Source organism: Nocardioides sp. BE266 (assembly GCF_031457855.1).
Lineage (GTDB): Bacteria > Actinomycetota > Actinomycetes > Propionibacteriales > Nocardioidaceae > Nocardioides.
Genome location: NZ_JAURTI010000001.1, coordinates 247,739 through 272,782 on the forward strand (window position 1 = coordinate 247,739; position 25,044 = coordinate 272,782).

Consider the following 25,044-nt stretch of genomic DNA (forward strand, 5'->3'; position numbering starts at 1 on the left):
GGGCGAAGGACCCCGGCGTGTCAGGCGAGGCCGAGCTCGCGCTCCAGGGCGTCGGTGAGCAGCGCGACCAGGGCCTCGGTCTGGATGTTGGCCGAGGACGAGACCTCCTCGTCGGACCCGTCGAGTGCCCGGGCGGCGAGGCCGGCCTTGGAGTCGATGAGCTCCGCGATCCGGGTGTCGATGGTCTGCGCGGCGATGATGCGCCACGCGGTGACCGGGTCGCTCTGGCCGATGCGGTGCACACGGTCGATCGCCTGGGTCTGCTCGGCGTCGGTCCACGAGAGCTCGGAGAGCACCACGTTGGAGGCCACCTGGAGGTTCACGCCGACGCCGGCCGCGGCCAGCGAGCAGACGATGACCTGCACGTCGGGGTCGTTGACGAAGCCGTGGATGGCCTTCTCGCGCGCCTTGGGCGTCTGGTCGCCACGGATCGAGGTGTGCTTCAGCCCGCGACGGGTGAAGGTCTCCTCGGCGATGTCCATGACGTCGACGTGGCGGGCGAAGAAGACCACCTTGCCGACGTTGCGCGCGAGCTGCGCGGCGTAGTCGGCGGCGAGCCCGGCCTTGGCCTGGCCGATGCGGCGGAACATCGAGAAGACGTTCTCGCCCGAGGTGCCGGTGTCCATCTCCTCGCGCTCCCACGTCGCCACGCGGCGTACGAGCTCGTGGTCGATGCCGTCGACGACGGAACCGGTACGACGGGTCTCGAGGGCGGCCTTGTAGCGCTGGACGAGCCGGCGGGCGAGCTCCTGCTCGGCCGCGCGGATCGAGCGGGTGTCCTCGTCGTCGAGCTCGACCGGGATGTCGGCGATGCGGCGGGCGGGGATGTCCTCGGCGACGTCGACCTTGCGGCGACGCACGATGCCCATGTCGATCACGGCCTTGCGGGCCGCGGGGTAGAAGGCGTGGTCGGCCGGCGTCAGGTCGGTCTCCTCGAGCGCCTCCATCAGGCGGGCCATCGGCTTCTTGTCGTCGATCCAGCCGAGGAACTGCCAGATCGCGCGGAAGTCCTCGATGTCGTTGATCAGCGGCGTGCCGGTCAGCGCCATCAGCAGCGGGCGCGCGGTGCGCGAGCGGAGCCGCTCGGAGAGCTCGAGCACGTGGCGCGAGCGCTGCGAGGTCTTGTTCTTGATGAAGTGCGCCTCGTCGACGACCATGCCGCGGAAGCCGAACGTGCCGAGCCAGTCGACGTGGCGGTCGAGGATCTCGTAGTTGACGATGATCACGTCGGCGAAGGCGTCGACCTGGTCGCCGTCGCCGTGGATCACGGTCGCGCGGCGGCGCGGGGTCCAGCGCTCGGTCTCGCGGGCCCAGTTGGTCTTCACGACGTTGGGGCAGACCACGAGCAGCGGGAACGCGTTGGCGGCCTGCGCGGCGAGCAGCGCCTGCGCGGTCTTGCCGAGGCCGGGCTCGTCGGCGAGCAGGAAGGTGCGGTGGCCCTCGGCCGCCGAGGCGATCATCCGGGCCTGGTGCGGCATCAGCTCGAGCTTGCCGGGGGCGTTCAGCGAGGTGGCCTCGGGCAGGTCCATGCAGGACGAGGAGCCGCCGAGCTCGAAGGAGCGGAAGAGCGGGCCGAGCAGCTCCCAGGTGGTCAGCCGGCCGTGGGTGCTGCGGCGCTCGCGGCCGATCTCGAAGTCGGGGACGAGGAACGGGTTGGCGAGCTGGTGCTGCGCGACCGACTGCGGGATGACCCGGCGCTCGCCCAGCCCGGGGCCGGCCTCGTCGTCGGGCTTCGGCTCCTCGACCGGCGCCTCGATGCCCGCCTTGCGGAGCATCTCCAGGCGGAGGTCCCGGGCACTGTCGGTGACCATCGCCTCCTCGGACAGCAGGCCGAACAGCGAGGGGTCGCGGGTCGCGGTCTTGGCGAGGATCGTCGCGATGCCGTCGAGGCGCTTGAGCTCGTCGGCCTTCTGCGCGTCGGTCAGCTCGGCCGAGGCGCGTACGTCGCTGCGGTGCTCGCGCGCCAGCAGCGCGACGACCTGGAAGCGGACGCGCTGGCCCGGGGCGAGCGGTCCGCGCTGGACGGCGGACTCGAGCTCGCGCACGGCACGGGCGAGCACGGGGACGATGCCCTCGTTGTCCTTGTGACGGGCATGCGCAGGGGTGCGGCGACTGCCGCGCTGGCGTTGGCGCTGGGCCAAGGTGTCCTCCCGGACTGGGCCTGACTGGATACGCGTCGCGGAGCAGGCGAGCCTGTGTCGGCGCTGACCTGCACACCACGGCGTGGAGGTTGGAGCGGGCGTCGGTGGCGTGGCCGGTGGATCTGGGCGATCAGTGGGGCACGGCGTCTGGACGCTGCGTCCACTGTAACCCCCGGTCGTCCCGAGCCGGTAACTGTTCCCCACATCGGCGTGGTCGGCGTGAGACGGTGTCCCCATGGAGGGCGGCACGCAGGGGGCTGTGGAGGCAGGCACCGAGACCGGCGCGCGACGCGGCCGCCCCGGCCACGACCAGCGTGCGGTGCTGCGGGTCGCGGTCGACCTCTTCAACCGCCAGGGGTACGACGCCACCAGCGTCGGCGACGTGGCCCGCGAGCTCGGCCTGACGAAGTCGGCGATCTACCACCACGTCCCGAGCAAGGAGCACCTCCTCCGCAGCGCGATCGACGAGGCGCTCGACGCCCTCACCGCGGCGCTCGACGAGGTCTCGGCGGCCACCGACCTCGATGCCGGACAGCGCCTGCGCGCCGCCGTACGCAGCAGCGTGACCGTGCTCGTCGAGCACCTGCCGGCGGTGACCCTGCTGCTGCGCGTGCACGGCAACACCCCGGTGGAGCAGGCGGCGCTCGCCCGTCGCCGCGCCATCGACCAGCGCCTCGCCGACATGGTCCGCCTCGCCGTCGACGACGGCGTGGTCCGCTCCGACCTCGACCCGCTCGTGATCAGCCGCCTGCTCTTCGGCATGGTCAACTCATTGACCGAGTGGGTGCGCACCGACCTCGACGCCGAGGCGCTGGCCGACGCCGTCACCGCGCTCGGCTTCGACGGGCTGGCCCGCCAGGACAGCTAGGCCACCCGGCCGTCAGGGCTCGAGGCAGCCCGGTGTCGAGTCCCCCGTCCCACCCGGGTCGAGCGTCCCGCCGGCCGCGTCGCGGAGCACCACCCGGTCGACGGTCGCGAACTGCTTGAGGGTCGGCAGCACCTCGCCGGCGATCGTGACCGTCGAGCCCCCGCTGGAGCAGCGCCCGGTGAGCCGCAGGTCTGCGGTGCCGCCGGACACGGACAGGTCGTCGTAGCCGTTGGCACCCGAGCGCAACAGCCGCAGCCCGCGAGCGAGCTCCCCGGGCAGCGGGCCGGCGAACAGCCGGTCCATCACGCCGGTGGCGGGCGCGCCGGCACGGATCAGTCGCCGGACCGGGACGAAGAAAGGTGGGCGGTTGTCCACGAAGCGCTGGCGGTGGAAGAACCACACCTTGCGCTCGACGGTCGGGAAGCCCGCGCCCACCTCGACCACCACGCGCGGCGGGGCCTGCAGGGTCGTCACGCGGACGCTGGTGCGCCTCGCGAGCCCGATGCCGTACGTCGTCACGCCCTCGAAGTCGCCGGTGCGCACCGCGGTCAGGACGTTGGGCAGGCGGAAGGCCACGCGGCGCGGCGCGGCCGTCGACGACCCGTCGTCGTCGTGCGCCTGCGCCGGCCGGAAGCGCACCTCGAGCAGTGCCTGCCCGGCGACGTGCACGCGACGGCCGGACCCGTCGGCGAAGAGGCGGTCCACGAAGTCGACCTGACGGTCGGCGGGCAGCCCGCCGCGGAACTCGAAGACCACGCGGTCCACGGCACCGACGTGCCGCGCCCGTACGGCGACCAGCACCGGGTTGCCCGGCGGTGCCGAGGTGTCGTACGCCGCCTGCCCGCTCGGTGCGGTGACGAGCGCGGGTGCCAGCGCGAGCGCCAGCAGCGGGACCAGGAGTCGCGGAGTCCTCATGACGTACCTCCCTGGGGCGGGCAACCGTGTGCCTTCCGACGGTAGGGAGTCGCGGGGCGCGCGGGAAGGGCCCTAGGTCCCGGTGATGGGCCGCCCCAGCGAGCGGCTGCGGCCGCGGAACTCAGCGACCACCTCGCCGGACTCCGGGTCGTCGGCGCGGACGGTGACGTCGTAGACGCCGGAGCGGCCGCGGAGCGAGACCTCGCGGGCGTCGGCGTAGAGCGTCTGGCCGAGGCGGGCGGGTGCGACGAAGTCGACCGTGAAGCCGGCCGCCACGGTGACGGTGCCGTGGGAGTTGCACGCCAGCGCGAAGGCAGAGTCGGCGAGGCTGGCGATCAGGCCGCCGTGGCACAGGTCGTGGCCGTTGACCATGCCGGAGTGCACCAGCATCGAGACCCGGGCGACGCCCGGACCGGTCGAGACGACCTGCATCCCGAGCAGGGCGCTCGCGCGGTCGGTCGACCACATGACCAGCGCGGGATCGGTCACGGGCTCAGGCATCGAAGTCGACGGTGACGGCGGCGCTCACCGGGAAGGTCTGGCAGGTGAGCACGAACTGCTGCTCCACCTCGTCGGGCTCGAGGGCGTAGTTGCGCACCATCTCGACCTCGCCGTCGGTGACCTTGGCGCGACAGGTGCCGCACACGCCGCCCTTGCAGGCGAACGGCAGGTCGCTGCGCACCGCCTGGGCAGAGTCGAGCACGGTCGTGTCGCGCGGCATCGGCGTCGTCGTCGTACGGCCGTCGAGGACGACCGTGACGTCGCTGGTCACGCCCTCGACCACGCGGTCGGCGTGGCGCAGCGTCGGCGGCGGCTCGTCGACGAAGAACAGCTCGAAGTGGACCTTCTCCTTCGGCACGCCGAGCTCCTCGAGCACGGTGCGGGCGTCCTGGATCAGGCCGAGCGGGCCGCAGAGCCAGACGTGGTCGACCGCGGCGAGCGGCACCTTGACCGGCAGCAGGCGGCGCAACCGGTCGGCGTCGAGGCGACCGGAGAACAGCTCGACGTCGCGCGGCTCGCGGGAGAGCACGTGGACGAGGTCGAAGCGCGGGCCGTGGAGGTTCTTCAGGTCGCTGAGCTCCTCGGCGAACATCACCGAGGTGGTCTCGCGGTTGCCGTAGAGCATCGTCACCGAGCTGTCCGGGTTGGCCAGCACGGACGCGGCGATCGAGAGCATCGGGGTGATGCCCGAACCGGCCGCGATGCACAGGTGCCGGCCGGCGAGCGCGGGGTCGGCGCGGAAGCTGCCCGAGGGCTCGGCGACCTCGACGGTCTCCCCCGGCGCGACCTGGTGGATCAGCCAGGAGGAGAACATCCCGCCCGGGATCTCGCGCACGCCGATGCGCGGCGCGGCGCCGGCAGGCGCGCAGATGGAATAGGTACGACGGTGCTCGACGCCGTCCACGACGCGGCGCAGGGTGAGCGACTCCCCCGGCTCGAAGGCGAACAGCTCGCGCAGGTCGTCGGGCACGTCGAAGGTGACCGCCGCGGAGTCGTCGGTCAGCGGCTCGACGTCGCGGACCTTCAGCGCATGGAAGGTCGCAGCCATCAGATCTCCTTGACGTGGTCGAAGGGCTCGAGGCAGGACGTGCAGCGGTACTGCGCCTTGCACGCCGTCGAGCCGAACTCCGAGACCAGCTCGGTGGCGGGCGAGTCGCACTGCGGGCACCGCACCTGGCGGGCGGTGGGCAGCAGCGTCAGCGGAATGGGCCCGTCGTGCGACGGTGCGGGGCCCGGCGGTGAGATGCCGGCCTCGGCCAGGGCGGCCCGGCCTTCCGGGGTGATCCAGTCGGTGGTCCAGGCGGGATGCAGGCTGACCCGGACGTCCACCCGGTCGAAGCCGGCGCCGGTGAGCTCGCGGACGAGGTCGTCGCGCATCGCGGCCATGGCCGGGCAGCCGGAGTAGGTCGGGGTGATGTCGACGACCACGTGGGAGTCGGCGACCACGTCGACGTCGCGCAGCACACCGAGGTCCACCAGCGTGAGCATCGGCAGCTCGGGGTCGGTGACCCGCGCAGCAACTGCCCGCGCCCGCTCGGTCACCCGGGGACCCGGTGATCGAGTAGCCCGTGAGGTGTCTCGATACATCGCTCGTCCCTCGCGACTACTCGACAACCGACTCGCGTTCTTATTCACCACTGGCCCCTCGGGTGGGCGCGGGCGACGGACTGCATCTCGGCGAGCATCCGGCTCAGCGGCTCACCGTGCATCCCGTCGCGTCCGTGGCGACCGAGCACGCCCGCCCGGCGCGGGGCCTCGGACCGCGGCACCTCGGCGGCGGCGAGCACCTGGTCGAGCGTCGCCTCGGCGGCTTCGCGGACCGACGCGGGGTCGACGCCGACGCCGGCCTCGGCGGCGGCCGCCTCGACCGCGTGGGTGTCGAACAGCTCGGGCCACAGCGGCCACAGCGAGTCGAGCGCGGCGACCAGCCGGCGCCGCGACTCGTCCGTGCCCTGCGCGAGGGTGACGAACCAGCGGGCGGCGTAGTCGCGGTGGTAGGCCAGCTCCCTGACGCCCTTGGCGGCCACGGCCGCCAGCACGTGGTCGCGGCTGGCACGCAGCCGCTCGAAGGTCGCGAGCCGCCAGATCGAGAAGAGCAGCACCCGCACGGTCGCCTCGGCGAAGTCGCCGTTCACGACCTCGGCGAAGCGCACGTTGCGGAACTGGTGGGCCTCGCGGAAGAACGCGAGCGCGTCCTCCGGCGGCGCGGGCGAGCCCTCGGGCAGGACCGGCACCACGGACTCGTCGGCCTTCGCCGCGCGGGCCAGCAGCAGCCGCGCCTGGCCGAGCAGGTCGAGCGCAATGTTGGACAGCGCGATGTCGTCCTCGAGGTCGGGCGCGTTGCTCGTCCACTCCGAGAGCCGGTGGGACATGACCAGCGCGTCGTCGCCCAGCATCAGGGCGTACGCCGCCAGCGCGGGCGCGTCGACGCCCTCAGGGATGGTCGTGTCGACACCGGCGAGGGGGTCCTCGAAGTCGGTGCCGAAGGCCCAGTGGGCGTCGTTGACGAGCAGGCCCGAGTAGGCGCTCTCGTGCTCGTCCTCTTCCGTCGTGTGCACGTGGTCGTTCATCACATGTGGGGGACGTTGTCGGGGATGTCGTAGAAGGTCGGGTGGCGGTAGACCTTGTCGCCGCTCGGCGCGAACATCGGGTCCTTCTCGTCGGGGCTCGAGGCCGTGATCGCGTCGGCGCGCACCACCCAGATGCTCACGCCCTCGTTGCGGCGCGTGTAGACGTCGCGCGCGTGCAGCAGCGCCATCCGGTCGTCGGCGGCGTGCAGCGACCCGACGTGGACGTGGTTGAGGCCGCGCTTGCCGCGGACGAAGACCTCGTAGAGGGGCCACTCGGGGCTGAGGTGGGGCTCGACGGTGCTCATGCGATCGCCGCCTGCTGCGTGGCGGCGTACGCCGTCGCGGCCTCGCGCACCCATGCGCCGTCCTCGTGGGCGCGGCGGCGGTGGGCCATCCGCTGCGCGTTGCAGGGGCCGTTGCCCTTCACGCCCTCCATGAACTCCTCCCAGTCCGGCGAGCCGAAGTCGTAGTGGCCGCGCTCCTCGTTCCACTTCAGCTCCGGGTCGGGGAAGGTCACGCCGAGCGCCTCGGCCTGCGGGACCGACATGTCGACGAACTTCTGGCGCAGCTCGTCGTTGGTGTTGCGCTTGATCCCCCACGCCATCGACTGCGCGGTGTTGGGCGAGTCGGCGTCGGGCGGGCCGAACATCATCAGCGCGGGCCACCAGAAGCGGTCCACCGACTCCTGCACCATCGCGCGCTGCTCGTCGGTGCCGCGCATCATCGTGGTGAGCAGCTCGTAGCCCTGGCGCTGGTGGAAGGACTCCTCCTTGCAGACCCGGATCATCGCGCGGCCGTAGGGGCCGAAGGAGGTGCGGCACAGCGGCACCTGGTTGCAGATCGCGGCACCGTCGACCAGCCAGCCGATCGTGCCGACGTCGGCGTAGGACAACGTCGGGTAGTTGAAGATCGAGGAGTACTTCTGCTTGCCCGCGATCAGCAGCTCGGTGAGCTCGAGCCGGGAGACGCCGAGCGTCTCGGCGGCGGAGTAGAGGTAGAGCCCGTGGCCCGCCTCGTCCTGCACCTTCGCCAGCAGGATCGCCTTGCGGCGCAGGCTCGGGGCACGGGTGATCCAGTTGCCCTCCGGCTGCATGCCGATGATCTCGCTGTGCGCGTGCTGGGCGATCTGGCGCACCAGCGTCTTGCGATAGCCCTCGGGCATCCAGTCACGCGGCTCGATCCGGTCGTTGCGCGCGATCGTCGCCTCGAAATGACCCTGCAGCGCCTCCTCGGACTGCGGGTCGAGGGCGGTCTCCGTGAGCGTCATGGGCACCCCTTCACCACATTTACTGACCGATCGGTCTGGTATTAGTGTGTCACCAGTCACTCTGGCACGCAAACAGCCACCGATCCACCAGCTCGACCCACCGCTCGACCCACTAGGGAGACCACCGTGACCCGTCTGCTCGAGAGCTACGCCGCCGGCCGCTGGTACGCCGCCCCTGCCGAGGGCGACCCGCTGCTCGACGCCGCCACCGGCGAGGAGGTCGCCCGGATCTCCAGCGCCGGGCTCGACCTCGGTGCGATGACCCACCACGCCCGCTCCGTGGGCGGCCCGGCGATCCGCGAGCTGACGTTCCACGAGCGTGCGCTGCTGCTCAAGGAGCTGGCGACCCACCTCACCGGCCTGAAGGACGAGCTCTACGAGGTCTCCCTGCGCACCGGCGCGACGCGACGCGACTCGATGATCGACATCGACGGCGGCTTCGGCACGATGTTCAGCTTCTCCTCCAAGGGCCGCCGCGAGCTGCCCAACGACACAGTGGTGTGCGACGGCGACCTCGAGCAGCTCGGCCGCACCGGGGTGTTCCTGGGCCAGCACGTGTACACCTCGCGCCCGGGCGTCGCCGTACAGATCAACGCGTTCAACTTCCCGGTCTGGGGCATGCTCGAGAAGCTCGCACCGGCCTTCATCGCCGGCCTCCCCTCGATCGTGAAGCCGGCCAGCCAGACGGCCTACCTCACCGAGCTGGTGGTCCGCCGCATCATCGAGTCGGGGATCCTCCCCGAGGGCTCGCTGCAGCTGCTGTCGGGCTCCGCCGGCGACCTGCTCGACCACCTCGGTGTCCAGGACTCGGTGGCCTTCACCGGCTCGGCCCACACCGCCGGCATCCTGCGCCAGCACCCGTCGGTGCTGCACGGCGGCGTCACGCTGCAGGTCGAGGCCGACTCGCTCAACTGCTCCGTGCTCGGCCCCGACGTCGCGGCCGGTGACCCCGAGTGGGACCTCTTCGTCAAGGGCGTCGTCACCGAGATGACCGCCAAGGCCGGCCAGAAGTGCACCGCGATCCGCCGGGTCATCGTGCCTGCTGCCGTGGCAGACGAGATGACCGACGCGATCGCCGCGAAGCTGGCCACCATCACCGTCGGCGACCCCGGCGACGAGTCCGTCCGGATGGGCCCGCTGGCCTCGCTCGGCCAGCGCGAGGAGGTCCGCAAGGCCGTCGAGGCGCTGCGGTTCTCGGCCGACGTGGTGCACGGCGACCCCACGGACATCTCGACGATCGCCGGCGACGGCGAGCGCGGCGCGTTCATGGCGCCGGTGCTGCTCAAGGCGCGGGCCGGTGCGGTCGAGCCCCACGACGTCGAGCCCTTCGGCCCCGTCTCCACCGTGATGTCGTACGACACCCTCGACGAGGCCGTCGCGCTCGCCGCCCGCGGCAAGGGGTCGCTCGTCGGCTCCGTGGTCACCCACGACCCGCAGGTCGCCCGCACCCTCGTGCTCGGCCTCGCGCCGTGGCACGGCCGCATCCTGGTGCTCGACCGCGACGATGCCCCCGAGAGCACCGGTCACGGCTCGCCGCTGCCGATGCTCGTCCACGGCGGCCCGGGCCGGGCCGGCGGCGGCGAGGAGCTCGGCGGCGTGCGCGGCGTGCTGCACCACATGCAGCGCTCGGCGATCCAGGCCTCCCCCGACATGCTCACCGCGATCACCGGTCGCTGGACGCGCGGCTCGCAGCGCACGATGACTCCCGAGCACCCGTTCCGCCACTCGCTCGCGACGCTGAAGGTCGGCGACACGATCGCGTCGGAGCCGCGGGTCATCTCCCTCGACGACATCGACCACTTCTCGGAGTTCACGGGCGACACGTTCTACGCCCACACCGATCCCGAGGCTGCGGCACAGAACCCGCTGTTCGGTGGGATCGTCGCCCACGGCTACCTGATCGTCTCGATGGCCGCCGGTCTCTTCGTCGACCCGGCGCCCGGTCCGGTGCTGGCCAACTTCGGCGTCGACCACCTCCGCTTCCTCACCCCGGTCAAGGCCGGCGACTCGATCCGCGTGACGCTGACGGTCAAGCAGATCACCCCGCGCTCGTCAGCCGACTACGGCGAGGTCCGCTGGGACGCGCTGGTCACCAACGGCGACGACGAGCCGGTCGCGACCTACGACGTGCTGACTCTGGTGGCCAAGCAGGACAAGAAGGAGGCCTGAGCACTAGCGTCTGGCCATGACGCCTGCTGCACAACGAGTCGTCGGCATCGTGGTCCTGCTGGTCCTCGGCGGACTGGTGTGGCCGGTGACGGCCTTCTTCTTCGACGACCACGAGAACTGGCTCATCCCGATCGGCCTGTTCGCCGCGATGGCGATCGGCGCGGCGGCGACGATCGGGCTCCCGGCTCTCGCGCGCGCCGGTGCGTCGACCGGCCGGCGCGCGCTCACGGGCGCGTGGTGGGGCCTGCTGGCCTCGTTCGCCGGCATCGCCGTGTTCTGGTTCCTGCTCAACGGACTCGGCGGCGCCTGACTGCTGGTCTGGAGCACGAGGCGCACGAGCCCCGTGCGCCCATACATTTGCGCATGGCCCTCGAGCGCCTCACCAGGATCGCGACCCTGTCGCTCGGCGCGCTCTACGTCGCTGCGGGGATCGGGAAGGTCGCGGAGGCCTCGTCGAGCGAGGGCGGTCTCGCCCTCGGCACCCTGGTCACCGCCGGTGCGCTGGTGCTCATCGGCCTGGCGCTCACCACCCGCCAGCCGCACGTCGGGCGCGGGCTCGTCTGCGTCGGGAGCCTGATGGGGATCATCGCTACGGCGTGGACGATCGTGGTCCCCGTGCTCGCGCTGGGCGTGGTGTTCCTGACGCTGCGGGAGACGGTGTCGGCCTGAGGCCTCAGCCCGCGTAGGGCACCTCGCTGCGCCACGACGACTCGTCGGCGGTGACCGCGTCCCACAACGCGTCGGCAACCCGGTCGGGCGTGAAGGCGCCCTCGCGCGACAGCGTGCCCCGCACCGTCACCGACACCGCGCGGATGCCGTCGTCGGCCAGCGTCTTGTCGAGGCTGTGCACGAGGTTGCGCACGCCAGCCTTCTGCACGCCCAGCGACGCAGCGCCCTCCCACGGCTGGTCGGCGGCCATGCTGCCGGTGACGCTGATCCGGCCGCCGGCCGACATGAACGGCCGGGCCGCCTGCACCACCGTCAGCAGCGCGCCCACCCCGAGCGCGACGTCCTCGAGGAGCTCGGCCACCGTCAGGGACAGCGGGTCCTTCTCGCGGTAGGCGCTCGGGTTGAAGTGCAGCACGTCGACGCGCCCGGTGTGCTCGCCCATGCGTCGTACGGCGTCGCGGGCGGCCGCCTCGTCGGTGATGTCGACCACCGCGTGGCCGACCGCGGCGCCCCTGGCCTCCAGGTCGGTGACCAGGTCGTCGAGCACGGACTGGTCCTGGCCCAGCAGCCCGACGTCGTACCCCTCGTCGGCGAACCTGCGCGCCACCGAGCCGCTCACGCCCGGACCGGCACCCACCACGAGAATCACTGGTCTGCTCATGGCGACTGTTCTACCCGAGCGGGACGCTCCTGCGAACCCGCCTCAACGGGTGGTGGGCCTGCGTCAGCCCGTGGTTACGGTCGAGGGATGACCCGCTTCGGATACACCCTGATGACCGAGCAGAGCGGCCCGCGCGAGTTGGTGAAGTACGCCGTCGCGGCCGAGCGGACCGGCTTCGACTTCGAGGTGATGAGCGACCACTTCTCGCCGTGGCTTACCGAGCAGGGGCACGCCCCCTACGCCTGGACGACGCTCGGCGCGGTCGCGCAGGCCACCTCGCACGTCGGGCTGATGACCTACGTGACGTGCCCGACGCTGCGCTACCACCCCGCCGTGGTCGCCCAGAAGGCCGCGACGCTGCAGCTGCTGGCCGAGGGGCGCTTCACCCTGGGCCTCGGCAGCGGCGAGAACCTCAACGAGCACGTCGTCGGCGAGGGCTGGCCCGCGATCGCGGAGCGGCAGGAGCTGCTCGCCGAGGCGATCGAGGTGATCCGTGCGCTGCACACCGGCGAGCTCGTGGACCACCGCGGCGAGTACTTCCAGGTCGACTCCGCACGCATCTGGGACCTGCCGGACGACGGCGTCGACATCGGCGTCGCGGTCGCCGGCGACCGGGCGATCGAGCGCTTCGCTCCTCTGGCGGACCACTGCATCGCCGTGGAGCCGGAGGCCGACATCATCGCGACCTGGAACGACGTCGACGGAGCGGCGCAGGTCGGCAAGGACGCCCGCGGGATCGGCCAGATCCCGATCTGCTGGGACCCCGATGAGGAGACCGCGATCGCCCGCGCCCACGAGCAGTTCCGGTGGTTCGGCGGCGGCTGGTCGGTCAACGCCGACCTGCCCACTCCGGCCGGCTTCGCGGGGGCGACGACGTACGTCAGGCCGGAGGACGTGGCCGGGTCGATCGCCTGCGGGCCCGACCTCGACAAGATCGTCGAGGCGGTGTCGGCCTACTGGGAGGCGGGCTTCACCGACGTCGCGCTCGTGCAGATCGGCGACGAGGGGCAGGACCGCTTCCTCGCCGAGGCGGCCCGCCCGCTGCTCGACAAGCTGCGGGCGGCCGCTCCCTGAGGGTTCAGCGCCAGCCGAGGGCTGGCGCCACGTCGGTGAGCACCGACTCGAGGATGTGGGCGTTGTAGTCGACGCCGAGCTGGTTGGGCACCGTGAGCAGCACGGTGTCGGCGGCGGCGATCGCCTCGTCGTCGGCGAGCTCCTTGACCAGGATCTCCGGCTCGGCGGCGTACGTCCGGCCGAAGACCGCCCGCAGGTTGGCCTCGATCTGGCCGAACTGGTCGGAGCTCTGGCCCTCGTGGCCGAAGTACATCCGGTCCAGGTCGGTGGTGATCGGCATGATCGAGCGGCTCACCGACACGCGCGGCTCGCCCTCGTGGCCGGCCTCGCGCCAGGCCTCCCGGAACACCTCGATCTGCTTGCGCTGCTGGACGTGGAACGGCTCACCGGTCTCGTCGGCCTTCAGGGTCGAGCTCATCAGGTGCATGCCACGCTCGGCCGCCCAGCGGGCTGTCGCGTCGGACGCGGCGCCCCACCAGATCCGGTCGCGCAGGCCCTCGGAGTGCGGCTCGACCCGCAGCAGGCCTGGCGGGTTGGGGAACATCGGCCGCGGGCTCGGCTGGGCGAAGCCCTCGCCCTCGAGCACCTGGAGGAAGACCTCGGTGTGGCGGCGCGCCATGTCGGCCTGGTCCTCGCCCTCGGCGGGCTGGTAGCCGAAGTAGCGCCAGCCGTCGACGACCTGCTCCGGTGATCCCCGGCTGATGCCGAGCTGGAGCCGGCCGCCGGAGATGAGGTCGGCGGAGCCGGCGTCCTCGGCCATGTAGAGCGGGTTCTCGTAGCGCATGTCGATCACCCCGGTGCCGATCTCGATCCGGCTCGTGCGCGCACCGACCGCGGCCAGCAGCGGGAACGGCGAGGCGAGCTGGCGCGCGAAGTGGTGCACCCGGAAGTACGCCCCGTCGGCGCCGAGCTCCTCGGCCGCGACCGCGAGGTCGATCGACTGCAGGAGGGTGTCGGACGCGGTCCGGACCGCCGACTGCGGCGAGTCGGTCCAGTGGCCGAAGTTCAGGAACCCGATCTTCTTCATGACTGGTTCAACGCTCAACCACTCTGGTTGTTCCCGATGACCCTGCCCACGCTCGGCGGCCTCCCGGGCGCGGCCAGCGACAGCACTGCCCGGGCGATCTCGGGCCGCTCCTCGAGGTGGTCCTCGAGCCGCTGGAGCTCCTCGGCCGCCTCGCTCTCCGGGTCGTCGCCGACCAGGTCGACGGACCCGACGAGGAACAGCTTGTCGGGGCCGACGTACTCCAGGTGCAGGGTGTTGACCGTCTGCACCTCCGGCCGCCCCTGGAGCCACCCGAGCACGGTGTCGTACGCCCGCGGGTCGGCGACCTGGCCGACGAGGAAGGCCATGTTGCGGCGCAGCAGGTAGACCGCGACGAAGCCGAGGAGCAGGCCGACCAGGATCGAGCCGATCGCGTCCCACACCGGCTGCCCGGTCGCCTGGTGCAGCGCGAGCCCGCTCACGGCGATGACGATGCCGACGAGCGCGGCGGCGTCCTCGAAGAAGACCGCCCGCAGGGTCGGGTTCGAGGTCGTGTCGAGGAACGTCGCCCGGCTGACGTCGGCGTCGCGCGCCCCGCGTCGTACTTCCCGGCGGGCCTGGGCGAACGAGATGCCCTCGAGGACGAACGCGGCACCGAGGACGACGTAGGCCCAGAGGTAGTTGGCTTCCTCCTCCTCCGCACCGAGCGACTGGACACCGTGGATCACCGAGACCGCGGCGCCGACGGCGAAGAGCCCGAAGGCGGCGATCATCGACCAGACGTAGGCCTCGCGGCCGTAGCCGAGCGGGTGCTCGGCGTCGGCGGGCTTCTCGGCCCGGCGCTCGGCGATCACGAGGAAGACCTCGTTGCCGGCGTCTGCCCACGAGTGCGCGGCCTCCGCGACCATCGACGCCGATCCGGTGACGGCCGCGACGACGCTCTTCAGGATCGCGAGGATCGTGTTGGCGGCCAGCGCGATGACGACGGTGAGCACGTGTCCAGCCTGCCAGCCCGGGCCTTGACGCGCGACCGTCTCCGATGTGCAATATATTGCATGCCGATCCCGGTGGACCACGCTCCCATCCGCACCTCGCTGCTGCGCGACACCGTCCACGACCGGCTGCGCGACCTGATCGTCGACGGCACGCTCGCGCCGGGCGAGGTGGTGCGCGACACCGAGCTCGCGACGTGGCTCGGCGTCAGTCGTACGCCGGTGCGCGAGGCGCTGCTGCGCCTCGGCGAGTCCGGGCTGGTCCGGGCTGCACCCGGACGCTCGACGGTCGTGTCCGAGATCGACCTCGCCGAGGTCCGCGAGGCCCACGCCGTGGTCGTCACGATGCACCGGCTCGCGGTCGCGGAGGCCGTCGCCCGGCTCACGCCGGCGCACCTCGACACGATGCGGGCGGCCAACCAGCGCTTCGCCGCCGCGATCGCTGCCACCGACACCGACGCCGCCCTCGCCGCCGACGACGACTTCCATGCTGTGGCGGTCGAGGTCTCCGGCAACCGCGCGCTGGCGACCGTGCTCGACCAGTTCAGCCCCGTCGTGCGCCGCCTCGAGCGGCTCCGCTTCGCCTCCCTCGCCGGCACCGAGTCGGTCGCCCTGCACGACCGCCTGGTCGAGACCTGCGCCGCGGGCGACGCCGACGCCGCCGCCGAGGTGGCCTACCGCACCTGGCAGAACCTCGCCGACCTCATCCCCGACACCCAGCCCGACTCCCAGCCCGACTCCCAGGAGACCCCGTGATCCTCGATCAGTTCCCCCGCCACCCGCTCACCTTCGGCCCCTCCCCTGTCCACGAGCTCAAGCGGCTGACCCAGCACCTGGGCGGCGCCACGGTCTGGGCGAAGCGCGAGGACGTCAGCAGCGGCCTGGCGTTCGGCGGCAACAAGGTGCGCAAGCTGGAGTACATCGTCCCCGACGTGCTCGCCTCCGGCGCCGACACGCTCGTCTCGATCGGCGGCTACCAGTCCAACCACACCCGCCAAGTCGCCGCGGTCGCCGCGCACCTCGGCCTCAAGTGCCGACTGGTGCAGGAGAAGTGGGTGCCGTGGGACGACCCGACCAACACCCAGGTGGGCAACATCCTGCTCAGCCGGATGATGGGCGCCGACTCGCGCCTGGACCCCCACGGCTTCGACATCGGCATCCGCGACTCGTGGAAGGACGCGATCCGCGAGGTCGAGGAGGCCGGCGGGACGCCGTACGCCATCCCGGCGGGCGCCAGCGAGCACCGCCTCGGCGGCCTCGGCTTCGCGAACTGGGCCTTCGAGGTGGCCGAGCAGGAGAAGGCGCTCGGGCTCACCTTCGAGACGATCGTGGTCTGCACCGTCACCGGCTCGACGCACGCGGGCATGATCGCGGGCTTCGCGGCGCTCGAGGACCTGACGGGCGTACGCCGCCGGGTGATCGGCATCGACGCGAGCGCGACGCTCGAGAAGACCCGCGACCAGGTCGGCCGGATCGCGCGCCACACCGCCGAGCTGATCGAGCTCGGCCGCGACCTGCGCGACGACGAGGTCACCGTGCTCGAGGGCTGGGCCGGCGACCTCTACGGCGTCCCGGTCGACTCCACGATGGAGGCGATGGCGCTCGGCGCCCAGCTCGAGGCGATGATCACCGACCCGGTCTACGAGGGGAAGTCGCTCGCCGGGCTGATCGACCTCGTCAAGGACGGAGACATCCCGCGCGACTCGCACGTGCTCTACGCCCACCTCGGCGGGCAGCCGGCGATCAACGCCTACCACTCGCTCTGGCCGGCGCAGGGCTGAGCGCTCACCCGCCCGGGCAGCCCCCGTCGAGCCGGGACACGACCTTCTCCCCCACACGGCGGAGCACCTCGCGCTCCTCGGGCGTGATGACGTCGATGAGCAGGTCGCGCACGTCGGCCACGTGGGCGGGCGCCGCGTCCACGACCTTGGCGTAGCCGGCCTCGGTGAGGGTCGCGTTGGTCCGCCGACCGCGGCCGGCGCAGCGCGATCGAGCGATCAGGCCGAGCTTCTCCAGGCGCTTCACCGCGTGTGAGAGCCGGGACAGCGAGGCGGACGAGGCGGCCGCGATCTCGCTCATCTGCATCGTGCGGCCCTCCTGCTCGGAGAGCACGGCGAGCACCATGTACTCGAAGAGGCTGAGGTCGGCCGCACGCTGCAGCCGCGCGTCGAGCGTGGCCGGCAGCTTGACCATGAGCGCCGCGCTGGCGAGCCAGGCCGCACGCTCGTCGGGCGTGAGCCAGCGCACCTGTTCCTCACCGCTCATGGCGGCATCGTAGCCGATCACTTGACGGTTCAAGTTTGTGGCGTCATGATTGTTGAACCGTCAAGTTCTACATCTGGAGTCCTCATGAACATCGCCCTCTGGGTGGTCGCCATCCTGCTGGCCGGCGCCTTCGCCATGGCCGGCGTGCTCAAGTCCACCAAGCCGAAGGAGGCCATCGTCGAGCAGGGCCTGGCCTGGGCCGAGGACTTCTCCCAGCCCGTGATCCGCTTCATCGGCGCGATGGAGCTGCTGGGCGCGATCGGGCTCGTGCTGCCGCCGCTCGTCGGTGTCGCCGAGATCCTCACCCCGCTCGCCGCGACCGGCCTCGCGGTCACGATGGCGCTCGCCGCGGTGACCCACCTGCGCCGCAAGGAGCCGCAGATGGTCGTGGTCAACGCAGTGCTGCTCGCGCTCGCGGCGTTCGTGGCGTGGGGTCGCTTCGGCCCCTACTCCTTCTGAGCGGTTGTCGAGGGGCCCGTCCATCAACACGTGTCCGCGATATGGCCCTCAGGACCAGGCCCGCGGGGCGACATCCCGGACACGTGTGCAGCTCTGCGCCTCGCGTCGCCGATCGCTAGCCTCGCGGCGTGGTCGACCTCTCCTCTGCGCTCGCGTGGGCCGGTTCGGCGGTCGGCTCGCCGGTCACCACCCACGACCCCCTCGACGGCGGGGCGACCTCGACGATCCTCCGACTGCAGCACGACGACGGGTCCGACACCGTGCTGCGGCTGATGACCAACGAGCCGTGGCGCACCCACGGCGCCGAGCTGACCACGCGCGAGCGTGACGCCCAGCGCGCGATGGCCGGCACCCCGGTCCCGGCGCCGACGAGCCTGGCACTCGACGCCGAGGGCGCGGTCGCCGGGGTCGCGGCCCACCTGATGTCCCGGCTCCCGGGCGCACCGCTCGCCGACCTCGACGACGACGCCCTCCGCGCGATGGCCGACCTGCTCGCCACCCTGCACGCCCAGCGGCCGGACCCGCCGTTCCGCACCTTCCAGTCGTGGGCGTGGGAGGCGAAGTGGGTCGTCCCGTCGTGGACCCGCCACCCCGGCTCGTGGCGCCGCGCCTTCGAGGTGCTCGCGAGTCCTGCGCCCGCCTACGAGCCGACGTTCCTGCACCGCGACTTCGGCCACCGCAACCTGCTGTGGCTCGACGGCGCGATCAGCGGGGTCGTGGACTGGGTGGAGACCTCGACCGGGCCGGCGTGGCTCGACGCGGCGCACGCGGCGTCCAACCTCGCCATCATGTCCGACACCGCGCGCGGCGAGTCGTTCCTCGAGGCCTACGCCCAAGTCGCGGCGAGTCCGTACGACGCCCACTGGCTCGTGATGGACGCCGTCGGCTACCTCCCACCACCCGGCAGGCCGCCGATGTTCGGCCGGCCCGACCAGCTCGAGGGCCTCGACGAGTGGCTGGACCTCGTCGTCGGCCGCCTCAACTGAGGGCGAAGTCCACGGCGGCCCGCGCGTGGAGCGCCGTGGTCGCGAAGACCGGGACGTCGACGTCGTCCGGGCCGATGAGCAGCTCGATCTCGGTGCAGCCGAGGACCACTCCCCCGGCGCCCCGCTCGACGAGCCGCCGCACCACGTCGACGTACGACGTCCGGGACTCGGGGCGGACCGCGCCGAGCACCAGCTCGTCGTAGATCACGTCGTGGACCAGGGTGAGGTCGTCGCCCTCGGGGACGAGCACCTCGAGGCCGTGGGATCGGAGCCGGTCGGCGTAGAACGGCTGCTCCATCGTGAAGCGGGTGCCGAGCAGCGCGACCCGGTCGAGCCCAGCGGCCTTCACTGCATCGGCGGTGACGTCGGCGAGGTGGAGCAGCGGGATCGTCACGGCCGCCTCGATCGCGTCCGCCACCTTGTGCATCGTGTTGGTGCAGAGCACCACGCACTCGGCACCGGCCGCCTCGAGCGAGCGGGCCTCCTCCGCGAGCGCGACGCCGGCCGTGTCCCAGTCGCCGGCCACCTGCATCGCCTCGATGTCGGCGAAGTCGACCGACGCCATCACGATCCGGGCGGAGTGGAAGCCGCCCAGCCGCTCGCGGACGTCCTCGTTGAGCAGCCGGTAGTAGAGCGCCGTGCTCTCCCAGCTCATCCCGCCCAGCAGACCGATCTTCCTCATGTCCGCCATTGAACACGGCGAGGTGTCGGTGACCCGGTCTAGCGTGCGAGCCATGGCCACCAAGCCCCTGGCGGAGTCTGACGGCATCCGGGTGTTCCCGGCGACCCACGCGCGTTTCGACGACGTCCGCACCATGGTCGGGCCGAAGAACCCCACGTCGAGCGTGTGCTGGTGCCTGAGCCACCGCATCCCCGCCAAGGACAACACGTCGCTCGCCGGTCCTGAGCGCGGTGCCTTCGTCGAGGCCCTGACCCGCAAGCGCACCAAGCCCGGCGTGCTCGCCTACGACGGCGACGAGGTCGTCGGCTGGGCCGCGGTCGCGCCCCGTGCGGACCTGCCGTTCGCGCGCTCGACGAAGATCCCCCACGTCGACGACCAGCCGGCCTGGTCCGTGTGGTGCATCCGGGTGCGGCCCGGGCACCGTGGCCGCGGCATCTCCCACGTCCTGCTCGACGGAGCGGTGGCCTACGCCGCGCAGCGGGGCGCGCCCGTCGTGGAGGGCTACCCCGTCGACAACCGGGGCGAGAAGGTCGACCTCACCATGGCCTACGTCGGCACCCGCAAGCTCTTCGAGGACGCCGGCTTCGAGCTGGCCGGCTCGACCGAGGCGACCTCGGCGGGCTTCCCGCGCGTGATCATGCGCACGAACACCTGACACGCCGGCGCCGACTCGTGCTCCGGGCCGACATCTTGCTACCTTAGTCCAGTAATTCACTGTACTAAAAGTAGGAGGTCGGCGATGAGGACGAACGAGGGCGACTGTCGGGTCGTGGTGGTCGGAGCGGGCGCCGGCGGCACGCTGGTCGCGACCCACCTGGTCACCGCGCTCTCCTCGCGCTTCCGCGTCGAGCTCGTCGACCCCGCCCCCACGACCGGGCGCGGCCAGGCGTACTCCACCACCGACGAGCGCCACCTCCTCAACGTCCCCGCCTCGGGCATGAGCGCGTTCCCCCGCGACCCCGAGCACTTCCTCCGCTGGCTGCGCAACCACCACGACCCGAGGTTCCAGCCCCACGACTTCGCACCCCGTGCCGTCTTCGGCCGCTACCTCGAGAGCCTGCTCACGACGGCGACGGAGTTCCCCGGCAACGCCCGGCTCGTACGACGTCGCGCCGAGGTCGTCGACATCGCCGGCTCCGGCGACAGGTTCGTCGTCGAGCTCTCCGACGGCGACACCATCGAGGCGCGCGCGGTCGTGCTCGCGACCAGCAGCCGCCCCGGCACCGGCTGGGCGCCGCCCGAGCTCGCGGCCGACCCCCGACTCGTCGCCGACCCGTGGACGCAGGGGATCCCCGGGGTCGGCGACGTGCTGATGCTGGGCTCGGGCCTCACCATGGTCGACCTCGCCATCAGCGCCGACCGGCCCGACCGCACGGTCCACGTGGTCTCGCGCAACGACGCCGTACCCCGCCCGCACGTGCTGCCGACGACTCCCCCGGTCCCGCCGCCGCCGGGCATCACCCGCACCCAGGACCTCGACACACTGCGCTCCACGCTGGCCGCGCACGTCGAGGAGACCGTGGAGGCCACCGGCGACTGGCGGGCAGCGATCGACGGCCTCCGTCCCGTCACCGCCCAGCTCTGGCGCGGTCTCTCCGAGGCCGACAAGCGCCGCTTCATCGGCGAGGACGCCCGCGCCTGGGACGTGCACCGCCACCGCATGGCCCCGGCCACCGCGCGCCGCTTCCACGCGATCGCGGCCGAGGGTCGCCTCGAGCGCCACCGCGGCACCATCGCGGCCGTGCAGGCCGACCCCAGCGCCCTGCGCGTCACCCTCGATGACGGCACCACCCTGCGGGTGGCGGCCGTGGTCAACTGCACCGGCCCGGTCGGCTCCATCGCCGCCGACCCGCTGCTCACCCGCCTCGCGCAGACCGGCCTGGTGCGCCCCGGCCCCGCCGGCCTGGGCATCGACACCGCCGACGACGGCCGCATCGTCGGCACGCTCCCCGAGGCGCTCCCGTTCCTCGCGGTCGGCTCCCTGCGGCGGGGAAATCTCTGGGAGTCGACCGCGATGCCCGAGATCCGCGAGCAGGCCTACGACGTCGCGCGGATCGTCAGCCGGTCGATGCACGGCGAGTCGCACCGCCGTCCGGTCGACCCCTACGGCCTCACCCTCTCGACCAGCACGGGTGCCGCGGACCTCTACAACGACGCGCTCGGCCGGCTGCTGCGGCTCCAGGGCGGCGTCGAGGACGGTCTCGCCGAGGCCGTCGCCGCCGACGAGGGCTTCGTCCAGGCGCACGCGGCGCTGGCGCTCCTCGGCCACGAGTGGGGCACCAACACCCACTGGCAGGCGTCGCTGCGGGCCGCGCACCGCGCCGCGGCCGACCGGCACCTCGACGACCGCGAGTCCTCCTTCCTCGACGCCGTGACCACACGGCTGCGCACCGACGAGGCCACCGGCGCCGCAGCCCTGCTGCGCCACGTGCGCCTCTTCCCGCGCGACGCCCTGGCCGTCAGCGTCGCCGTACCCACCGTCGCGTTCGGCGGCCTCACCAGCGGCTCGCAGACCGCCCAGCTGGTGGAGTCGCTGGGCCGCTCCTACGGCGACGACTGGTGGTACGCCGGCCAGCTCGCGTTCGTCCGGCAGGACCAGGAGCGCTGGTCCGAGGCCGAGGACCTGGCCTCCTACGCCCTCTCCGTGGAGCCGGCCTCCGGCCACGCCGTCCACGCCCGCGCCCACGTCTTCTACGAAACCGGTCAGCACGCCGCCGGCCTGGCGTGGCTCGACGAGTGGATCCGCACCCGCGGCCCCGAGGCCAACCACCGCTCGCACTTCTCGTGGCACGCCGCCCTCCACGAGCTGATGCAGGACGACGTCGATGCCGTACGACGTCGCTACGCCCGCGAGCTCGCGCCGTCCGTCGTCAGCGGCAGCCGGATCGTCGTCGACAGCGGCGCGCTGCTGTGGCGCGGCCGGGTCACCGGCGCCTGGACCGACGACCAGCCCGTGGACGCCGTACGCGCTGCGGCTCCGGAGGAGTGGCTCACCGCCCCGACGACGCCGTTCGCCGCGACGCACGGCGCGGTCCTGCTCGCAGCCGCCGGCGACGCCGCGGGCCTCTCCCGGCTCGGCGAGCACGCCGCGCGCAGCGAGGACCGGGTCTTCCGCGACGTGGTCGCACCGCTGTGCACCGGGCTCGTCTCGGTCGTCGAGGAGCGCTGGAACGCCGCCTCGGCCACCCTGACCTCGGTCGTCGCGACGATGGACCCGCTGGGCGGCAGCAAGGCCCAGCGCGAGGTCGTCGAGGACACCCTCGTCCACGCGCTGGCGATGGCCGGGCGCAACGCCGAGGCCGCCGCCGTGCTCGACGGCCGGCTGTCGCGGCGGTCCTCGGCTCTGGACGCGCGGCGGCGGGCGGCGGTGCAGTCCTCCCAGGCGGTCGCCCGGTGATCGCGAACGACGCGTTCGCATCCGTCGCCGCCACCTCGATGATCGCGATGGCGATCAACGACCTGCACCTCGAGCTCGTCGCGGCGGCCGCGGCCTGGCTCGCCGGCTGGTGGCTGCTGCGGGAGGACTCGGTCTGACCGGGGTTTTGCGTCGCGTACCGCCCGCTCAGCCCGATCAGCGTTCACTCCCGGCCGACCTGCGCCATGCTCACTCGGTGAGTGACAACTGCATCCGGCTCATCCGGACCGACGCGTTGCGGAGAGGCCATCCATGATTCGGCGGATTCTGTCCGACGAGCGTGCCACCATGCCGGACATGAAACCGAGCATGCGCGTCGCGGCGTATGTCGACCACCTCGACGCCGCCCTGGTGGATGGATTCGTTGCCTCCTTCGAGCGCTCCAAACTTGCGGCGGTCGCGACCGAGCTGAACCTGCCTGCGGATCGGCTCGACCACATTCATCGCGGCTACTTCGTTGCTCTGGCTGTCACGGCCTGGGCCGACAAACAGATCACCTTCGACGAGGAGGCTCAGCTGACGATGGTCGCCGCGGCCTTGGCGATCCCCATGCCCGAAGCGATCGAGCTCGTCCTGACGGCGCGTGACATCGAGCCGCCTCTGCTCGTCGCCGGGCTGGGGTTGACGCCGCGCGATCGAATCGGATTTGCAGACCCCCTCGGCACCGAAGTCCCCGCGTGGCACCAACGTGCGACCGGGGCCGGCCTCACCCCCACCGAGGAGCTCAGCTCGGCGAGGTACGTCGTTACCAGCGATCCCAACTCAGACGAGCACCATCACCTGTGGGAGGCAGGCTCAATGGTGATCGCCGAGTGGGCCTTCGACGCCGCCATCGAACAGCTCGAGGAGCAACGCCGGCAACGCGGCCTGATCCTCTGAGCGGCGTGTCCCGAACAGTTCGAGCAGACCAGTCTTCACAACCACCATCAGCCATTGATGTTCGAACATGTGTTCGATACAATGAAGCATGTCCATCACCACTCTCCGAGCCGAGCCACGCCAGGCGCCTCGTGGGGCGACGGGGAGGGACCTGCTGGACTTCGCGACCGAGGCGCTGCGGACGCGCCGCCTGGCGGAGGTGGCGGAGCTGGAGCTCGCGATCGAGTGGGCGGTGGTCAACGGACACCCAAGGGATGAGCGCGACCCGATGGTCACTCCGGGCGGCGACGGCACGCCGTCGGTCCGCGACCATTCGATCCCCGAGCTCGCCATGGCGCGAGAGACCCATCCCGCCACCACGCGTGCTCTCATCGCCGACGGACTCGACCTGGTCCACCGGTTCCCGCTCACTTGGCAGGTCGTGAAGGCCGGCCGTTGCGAGCCGTGGGTGGCGCGCAAGGTCGCCGTGATCAGTCGTGGGCTGCTGTCCGACCAGGTCGCCCGCGTCGATCGAGCGACAGCACGGGCCGTCGCGGGTCACGCACCCTCGACCGTGCTGGAGATCGCCCGCGCGAAGACGATCGAGGCAGACCCGGAGACCCACCGTGGCGAGCGTGAGCGGTCGCGGCACGAGCGCTACGTGCGACTCTCGCGCGCTGATGAGTTCGGTTACCGCCACGTGATCGCCCGCGTGACAGCCGGCGACGCAGCGTGGATCGACGCCATGGTCGACCGAGTCGCCGACATCCTCGCCCTCGAGCACGGTCACGACCACAACCACGACGAGCTCAGGTCGCTCGCCCTCGGGTGGCTGGCCCGTCCCGTCGAGCTGCTGAAGCTGCTCCTCGAGCACACCCAGCCCAAGACCGACCCGAACACGACCGAGTCGACCCAGCCGGCCTGGGCACCCGATCACCTCGCCCACACCGTCGAGCGACTCTGCGCGCTCCCCGCTTCTCAGCTGGCGCGGCTCCGTGGTCGTGGCCGACTCTTCGTCCACGTCACCGAAGAAGCCCTGCGCGCTCGCGAGGGCGTCGCCCGCATCGAGGGCGTCGGCCCCATCGACGTCACCGCGCTGGCCGACGTCCTCGGTCATGCACACGTCTCCGTGACCCCTGTGCTCGACCTCCGCTTGCGCAGACGCTCCGACGCCTACGAGCACCCGGAGATGATCAAGGACCACGTCTGGTCCCAGTCAGGCGGTGACTGCTTCCCGTTCACCCCGCGATCGGCGACCCGTGACACGGTGGACTTTGACCACGCCGTGCCGTACGACGACACCGGCCCGCCGGGTCAGACGGGGCCGCACAACTCCGGACCGCTTCGGCGACGACATCACCGCACCAAGACCTTGGGCGGCTTCACCACCCGCGTGGTCGGTCCCGGGCGCCACCTCTGGCGTACGCCGCACGGGCTGGCCTACCTCGTGGACCATTCCGGCACGACCAGGCTCACGGACCGACAAGCGTCCGCCATGACAGAAGCACCGGACGGCGTGGAGCTCTACTTCGCGCCTGCCCTGACCTACGAGCCGCCTATCCTCTGA

27 protein-coding genes are annotated in these 25,044 nt (G+C 72.0%); 14 read left to right on the forward strand and 13 right to left on the reverse strand.

Annotated features, from left to right (window positions below; all coding sequences use genetic code 11):
* Positions 1-20: 20 nt before the first annotated feature.
* A complete protein-coding gene (locus tag J2X46_RS01245) occupies positions 21-2,141 on the reverse strand; it encodes a DEAD/DEAH box helicase (protein WP_310245885.1) in 2,121 nt (706 codons plus the stop codon).
* Positions 2,142-2,376: 235 nt separating this feature from the next.
* Between J2X46_RS01245 and J2X46_RS01250 the strand changes: the two genes are divergently transcribed.
* The gene (locus J2X46_RS01250; protein ID WP_310245889.1) at positions 2,377-3,009 is read left to right on the forward strand and encodes a TetR/AcrR family transcriptional regulator; all 633 of its coding nucleotides are present in this window, start codon (positions 2,377-2,379) and stop codon (positions 3,007-3,009) included.
* A 12-nt stretch (positions 3,010-3,021) separates the two neighbouring features.
* On the opposite strand, the gene J2X46_RS01255 is transcribed toward J2X46_RS01250, so the two are convergent.
* From J2X46_RS01255 to paaA, 7 genes are all read right to left on the reverse strand, one after another.
* Positions 3,022-3,924 carry a hypothetical protein gene (locus tag J2X46_RS01255; RefSeq protein ID WP_310245890.1) on the reverse strand — a complete coding sequence of 301 codons (903 nt, stop codon included), beginning with the start codon at positions 3,922-3,924 and terminating at the stop codon, positions 3,022-3,024.
* A gap of 72 nt (positions 3,925-3,996) precedes the next feature.
* Positions 3,997-4,425 (reverse strand): hydroxyphenylacetyl-CoA thioesterase PaaI, encoded by a 429-nt coding sequence (gene paaI / locus J2X46_RS01260; RefSeq protein WP_310245893.1) that lies wholly within the window; start codon positions 4,423-4,425, stop codon positions 3,997-3,999.
* On the reverse strand, positions 4,418-5,473 hold the full coding sequence (paaE, locus tag J2X46_RS01265; protein ID WP_310245895.1) for a 1,2-phenylacetyl-CoA epoxidase subunit PaaE: 1,056 nt from the start codon (positions 5,471-5,473) through the stop codon (positions 4,418-4,420). The genes paaI and paaE overlap by 8 nt, the downstream gene beginning before the upstream one ends.
* Positions 5,473-5,967, reverse strand: coding sequence for a 1,2-phenylacetyl-CoA epoxidase subunit PaaD (paaD, locus tag J2X46_RS01270; RefSeq protein WP_310245896.1), 495 nt, complete (start codon positions 5,965-5,967; stop codon positions 5,473-5,475). Before paaD ends, paaE begins: the two co-directional genes overlap by 1 nt.
* Positions 5,968-6,056: 89 nt before the next feature.
* Complete coding sequence (paaC, locus tag J2X46_RS01275) at positions 6,057-6,983, reverse strand: 1,2-phenylacetyl-CoA epoxidase subunit PaaC (protein ID WP_310245899.1); 927 nt, start codon at positions 6,981-6,983, stop codon at positions 6,057-6,059.
* 11 nt (positions 6,984-6,994) lie between these two features.
* On the reverse strand, positions 6,995-7,300 hold the full coding sequence (paaB, locus tag J2X46_RS01280; RefSeq protein ID WP_310245901.1) for a 1,2-phenylacetyl-CoA epoxidase subunit PaaB: 306 nt from the start codon (positions 7,298-7,300) through the stop codon (positions 6,995-6,997).
* Positions 7,297-8,262 (reverse strand): 1,2-phenylacetyl-CoA epoxidase subunit PaaA, encoded by a 966-nt coding sequence (gene paaA, locus J2X46_RS01285; RefSeq protein WP_310245907.1) that lies wholly within the window; start codon positions 8,260-8,262, stop codon positions 7,297-7,299. The genes paaB and paaA overlap by 4 nt, the downstream gene beginning before the upstream one ends.
* Positions 8,263-8,388: 126 nt before the next feature.
* Between paaA and paaZ the strand changes: the two genes are divergently transcribed.
* Genes paaZ through J2X46_RS01300 form a run of 3 tightly spaced genes read left to right on the forward strand, consistent with a single transcriptional unit; the run spans position 8,389 to position 11,100 of the window.
* Positions 8,389-10,431: a phenylacetic acid degradation bifunctional protein PaaZ gene (paaZ, locus tag J2X46_RS01290; RefSeq protein ID WP_310245910.1), complete on the forward strand. Its 2,043-nt coding sequence runs from the start codon at positions 8,389-8,391 to the stop codon at positions 10,429-10,431.
* Between the two features lie 16 nt (positions 10,432-10,447).
* Positions 10,448-10,741 (forward strand): hypothetical protein, encoded by a 294-nt coding sequence (locus J2X46_RS01295; protein WP_310245913.1) that lies wholly within the window; start codon positions 10,448-10,450, stop codon positions 10,739-10,741.
* Between the two features lie 53 nt (positions 10,742-10,794).
* Positions 10,795-11,100 carry a hypothetical protein gene (locus J2X46_RS01300; protein ID WP_310245915.1) on the forward strand — a complete coding sequence of 102 codons (306 nt, stop codon included), beginning with the start codon at positions 10,795-10,797 and terminating at the stop codon, positions 11,098-11,100.
* A gap of 4 nt (positions 11,101-11,104) precedes the next feature.
* Here J2X46_RS01300 and J2X46_RS01305 read toward each other — a convergent pair whose 3' ends face one another.
* Entirely contained in the window at positions 11,105-11,761 is a 657-nt protein-coding gene (locus J2X46_RS01305) for an SDR family oxidoreductase (RefSeq protein ID WP_310245917.1), read from the reverse strand.
* An 87-nt stretch (positions 11,762-11,848) separates the two neighbouring features.
* On the opposite strand from J2X46_RS01305, the gene J2X46_RS01310 reads away from it, so the two are divergent.
* On the forward strand, positions 11,849-12,835 hold the full coding sequence (locus tag J2X46_RS01310) for an LLM class F420-dependent oxidoreductase (RefSeq protein WP_310245920.1): 987 nt from the start codon (positions 11,849-11,851) through the stop codon (positions 12,833-12,835).
* 4 nt (positions 12,836-12,839) lie between these two features.
* Here the strand turns inward: J2X46_RS01310 and J2X46_RS01315 are convergent, their stop codons facing one another.
* Both J2X46_RS01315 and J2X46_RS01320 read right to left on the reverse strand, forming a co-directional pair.
* Positions 12,840-13,862, reverse strand: coding sequence for an LLM class flavin-dependent oxidoreductase (locus tag J2X46_RS01315; RefSeq protein ID WP_310245923.1), 1,023 nt, complete (start codon positions 13,860-13,862; stop codon positions 12,840-12,842).
* A 14-nt stretch (positions 13,863-13,876) separates the two neighbouring features.
* Entirely contained in the window at positions 13,877-14,815 is a 939-nt protein-coding gene (locus J2X46_RS01320) for a cation diffusion facilitator family transporter (RefSeq protein ID WP_310245926.1), read from the reverse strand.
* 60 nt (positions 14,816-14,875) lie between these two features.
* On the opposite strand from J2X46_RS01320, the gene J2X46_RS01325 reads away from it, so the two are divergent.
* On the forward strand, positions 14,876-15,568 hold the full coding sequence (locus J2X46_RS01325; RefSeq protein WP_310245930.1) for a GntR family transcriptional regulator: 693 nt from the start codon (positions 14,876-14,878) through the stop codon (positions 15,566-15,568).
* Positions 15,565-16,593: a 1-aminocyclopropane-1-carboxylate deaminase gene (locus J2X46_RS01330; RefSeq protein ID WP_310245932.1), complete on the forward strand. Its 1,029-nt coding sequence runs from the start codon at positions 15,565-15,567 to the stop codon at positions 16,591-16,593. Before J2X46_RS01325 ends, J2X46_RS01330 begins: the two co-directional genes overlap by 4 nt.
* 4 nt (positions 16,594-16,597) lie before the next feature.
* Here the strand turns inward: J2X46_RS01330 and J2X46_RS01335 are convergent, their stop codons facing one another.
* Positions 16,598-17,077, reverse strand: a complete 480-nt coding sequence (locus tag J2X46_RS01335) for a MarR family transcriptional regulator (RefSeq protein ID WP_310245935.1) — start codon at positions 17,075-17,077, stop codon at positions 16,598-16,600.
* Between the two features lie 84 nt (positions 17,078-17,161).
* On the opposite strand from J2X46_RS01335, the gene J2X46_RS01340 reads away from it, so the two are divergent.
* Positions 17,162-17,536 (forward strand): DoxX family protein, encoded by a 375-nt coding sequence (locus tag J2X46_RS01340; RefSeq protein WP_310245938.1) that lies wholly within the window; start codon positions 17,162-17,164, stop codon positions 17,534-17,536.
* Between the two features lie 128 nt (positions 17,537-17,664).
* The gene (locus J2X46_RS01345) at positions 17,665-18,522 is read left to right on the forward strand and encodes an aminoglycoside phosphotransferase family protein (RefSeq protein WP_310245940.1); all 858 of its coding nucleotides are present in this window, start codon (positions 17,665-17,667) and stop codon (positions 18,520-18,522) included.
* Here the strand turns inward: J2X46_RS01345 and J2X46_RS01350 are convergent.
* Positions 18,515-19,204: an aspartate/glutamate racemase family protein gene (locus J2X46_RS01350; protein ID WP_310245943.1), complete on the reverse strand. Its 690-nt coding sequence runs from the start codon at positions 19,202-19,204 to the stop codon at positions 18,515-18,517. The genes J2X46_RS01345 and J2X46_RS01350 overlap by 8 nt on opposite strands.
* 52 nt (positions 19,205-19,256) lie before the next feature.
* Between J2X46_RS01350 and J2X46_RS01355 the strand changes: the two genes are divergently transcribed.
* The 5 genes from J2X46_RS01355 to J2X46_RS01375 all read left to right on the forward strand — a co-directional run bounded on the left by J2X46_RS01355 (position 19,257) and on the right by J2X46_RS01375 (position 25,044).
* Complete coding sequence (locus J2X46_RS01355; protein WP_310245944.1) at positions 19,257-19,859, forward strand: GNAT family N-acetyltransferase; 603 nt, start codon at positions 19,257-19,259, stop codon at positions 19,857-19,859.
* 84 nt (positions 19,860-19,943) lie between these two features.
* Positions 19,944-22,601 carry an FAD/NAD(P)-binding protein gene (locus J2X46_RS01360; RefSeq protein WP_310245946.1) on the forward strand — a complete coding sequence of 886 codons (2,658 nt, stop codon included), beginning with the start codon at positions 19,944-19,946 and terminating at the stop codon, positions 22,599-22,601.
* On the forward strand, positions 22,598-22,738 hold the full coding sequence (locus J2X46_RS01365; protein WP_310245948.1) for a hypothetical protein: 141 nt from the start codon (positions 22,598-22,600) through the stop codon (positions 22,736-22,738). The genes J2X46_RS01360 and J2X46_RS01365 overlap by 4 nt, the downstream gene beginning before the upstream one ends.
* A gap of 133 nt (positions 22,739-22,871) precedes the next feature.
* Positions 22,872-23,498 carry a hypothetical protein gene (locus J2X46_RS01370; protein WP_310245951.1) on the forward strand — a complete coding sequence of 209 codons (627 nt, stop codon included), beginning with the start codon at positions 22,872-22,874 and terminating at the stop codon, positions 23,496-23,498.
* Positions 23,499-23,586: 88 nt separating this feature from the next.
* Positions 23,587-25,044, forward strand: a complete 1,458-nt coding sequence (locus J2X46_RS01375) for a hypothetical protein (RefSeq protein ID WP_310245954.1) — start codon at positions 23,587-23,589, stop codon at positions 25,042-25,044.

Excerpts from the sequence above, each read along its gene's own strand:
- J2X46_RS01250 (WP_310245889.1), top strand. The coding sequence starts at position 2,377 with ATGGAGGGCGGCACGCAGGGGGCTGTGGAGGCAGGCACCGAGACCGGC.
- J2X46_RS01255 (WP_310245890.1), bottom strand. The coding sequence starts at position 3,924 with ATGAGGACTCCGCGACTCCTGGTCCCGCTGCTGGCGCTCGCGCTGGCA.
- paaI (WP_310245893.1), bottom strand. The coding sequence starts at position 4,425 with ATGCCTGAGCCCGTGACCGATCCCGCGCTGGTCATGTGGTCGACCGAC.
- paaE (WP_310245895.1), bottom strand. The coding sequence starts at position 5,473 with ATGGCTGCGACCTTCCATGCGCTGAAGGTCCGCGACGTCGAGCCGCTG.
- paaB (WP_310245901.1), bottom strand. The coding sequence starts at position 7,300 with ATGAGCACCGTCGAGCCCCACCTCAGCCCCGAGTGGCCCCTCTACGAG.
- paaA (WP_310245907.1), bottom strand. The coding sequence starts at position 8,262 with ATGACGCTCACGGAGACCGCCCTCGACCCGCAGTCCGAGGAGGCGCTG.
- J2X46_RS01295 (WP_310245913.1), top strand. The coding sequence starts at position 10,448 with ATGACGCCTGCTGCACAACGAGTCGTCGGCATCGTGGTCCTGCTGGTC.
- J2X46_RS01300 (WP_310245915.1), top strand. The coding sequence starts at position 10,795 with ATGGCCCTCGAGCGCCTCACCAGGATCGCGACCCTGTCGCTCGGCGCG.
- J2X46_RS01305 (WP_310245917.1), bottom strand. The coding sequence starts at position 11,761 with ATGAGCAGACCAGTGATTCTCGTGGTGGGTGCCGGTCCGGGCGTGAGC.
- J2X46_RS01310 (WP_310245920.1), top strand. The coding sequence starts at position 11,849 with ATGACCCGCTTCGGATACACCCTGATGACCGAGCAGAGCGGCCCGCGC.
- J2X46_RS01315 (WP_310245923.1), bottom strand. The coding sequence starts at position 13,862 with ATGAAGAAGATCGGGTTCCTGAACTTCGGCCACTGGACCGACTCGCCG.
- J2X46_RS01325 (WP_310245930.1), top strand. The coding sequence starts at position 14,876 with ATGCCGATCCCGGTGGACCACGCTCCCATCCGCACCTCGCTGCTGCGC.
- J2X46_RS01335 (WP_310245935.1), bottom strand. The coding sequence starts at position 17,077 with ATGAGCGGTGAGGAACAGGTGCGCTGGCTCACGCCCGACGAGCGTGCG.
- J2X46_RS01340 (WP_310245938.1), top strand. The coding sequence starts at position 17,162 with ATGAACATCGCCCTCTGGGTGGTCGCCATCCTGCTGGCCGGCGCCTTC.
- J2X46_RS01350 (WP_310245943.1), bottom strand. The coding sequence starts at position 19,204 with ATGAGGAAGATCGGTCTGCTGGGCGGGATGAGCTGGGAGAGCACGGCG.
- J2X46_RS01355 (WP_310245944.1), top strand. The coding sequence starts at position 19,257 with ATGGCCACCAAGCCCCTGGCGGAGTCTGACGGCATCCGGGTGTTCCCG.
- J2X46_RS01360 (WP_310245946.1), top strand. The coding sequence starts at position 19,944 with ATGAGGACGAACGAGGGCGACTGTCGGGTCGTGGTGGTCGGAGCGGGC.
- J2X46_RS01370 (WP_310245951.1), top strand. The coding sequence starts at position 22,872 with ATGATTCGGCGGATTCTGTCCGACGAGCGTGCCACCATGCCGGACATG.
- J2X46_RS01375 (WP_310245954.1), top strand. The coding sequence starts at position 23,587 with ATGTCCATCACCACTCTCCGAGCCGAGCCACGCCAGGCGCCTCGTGGG.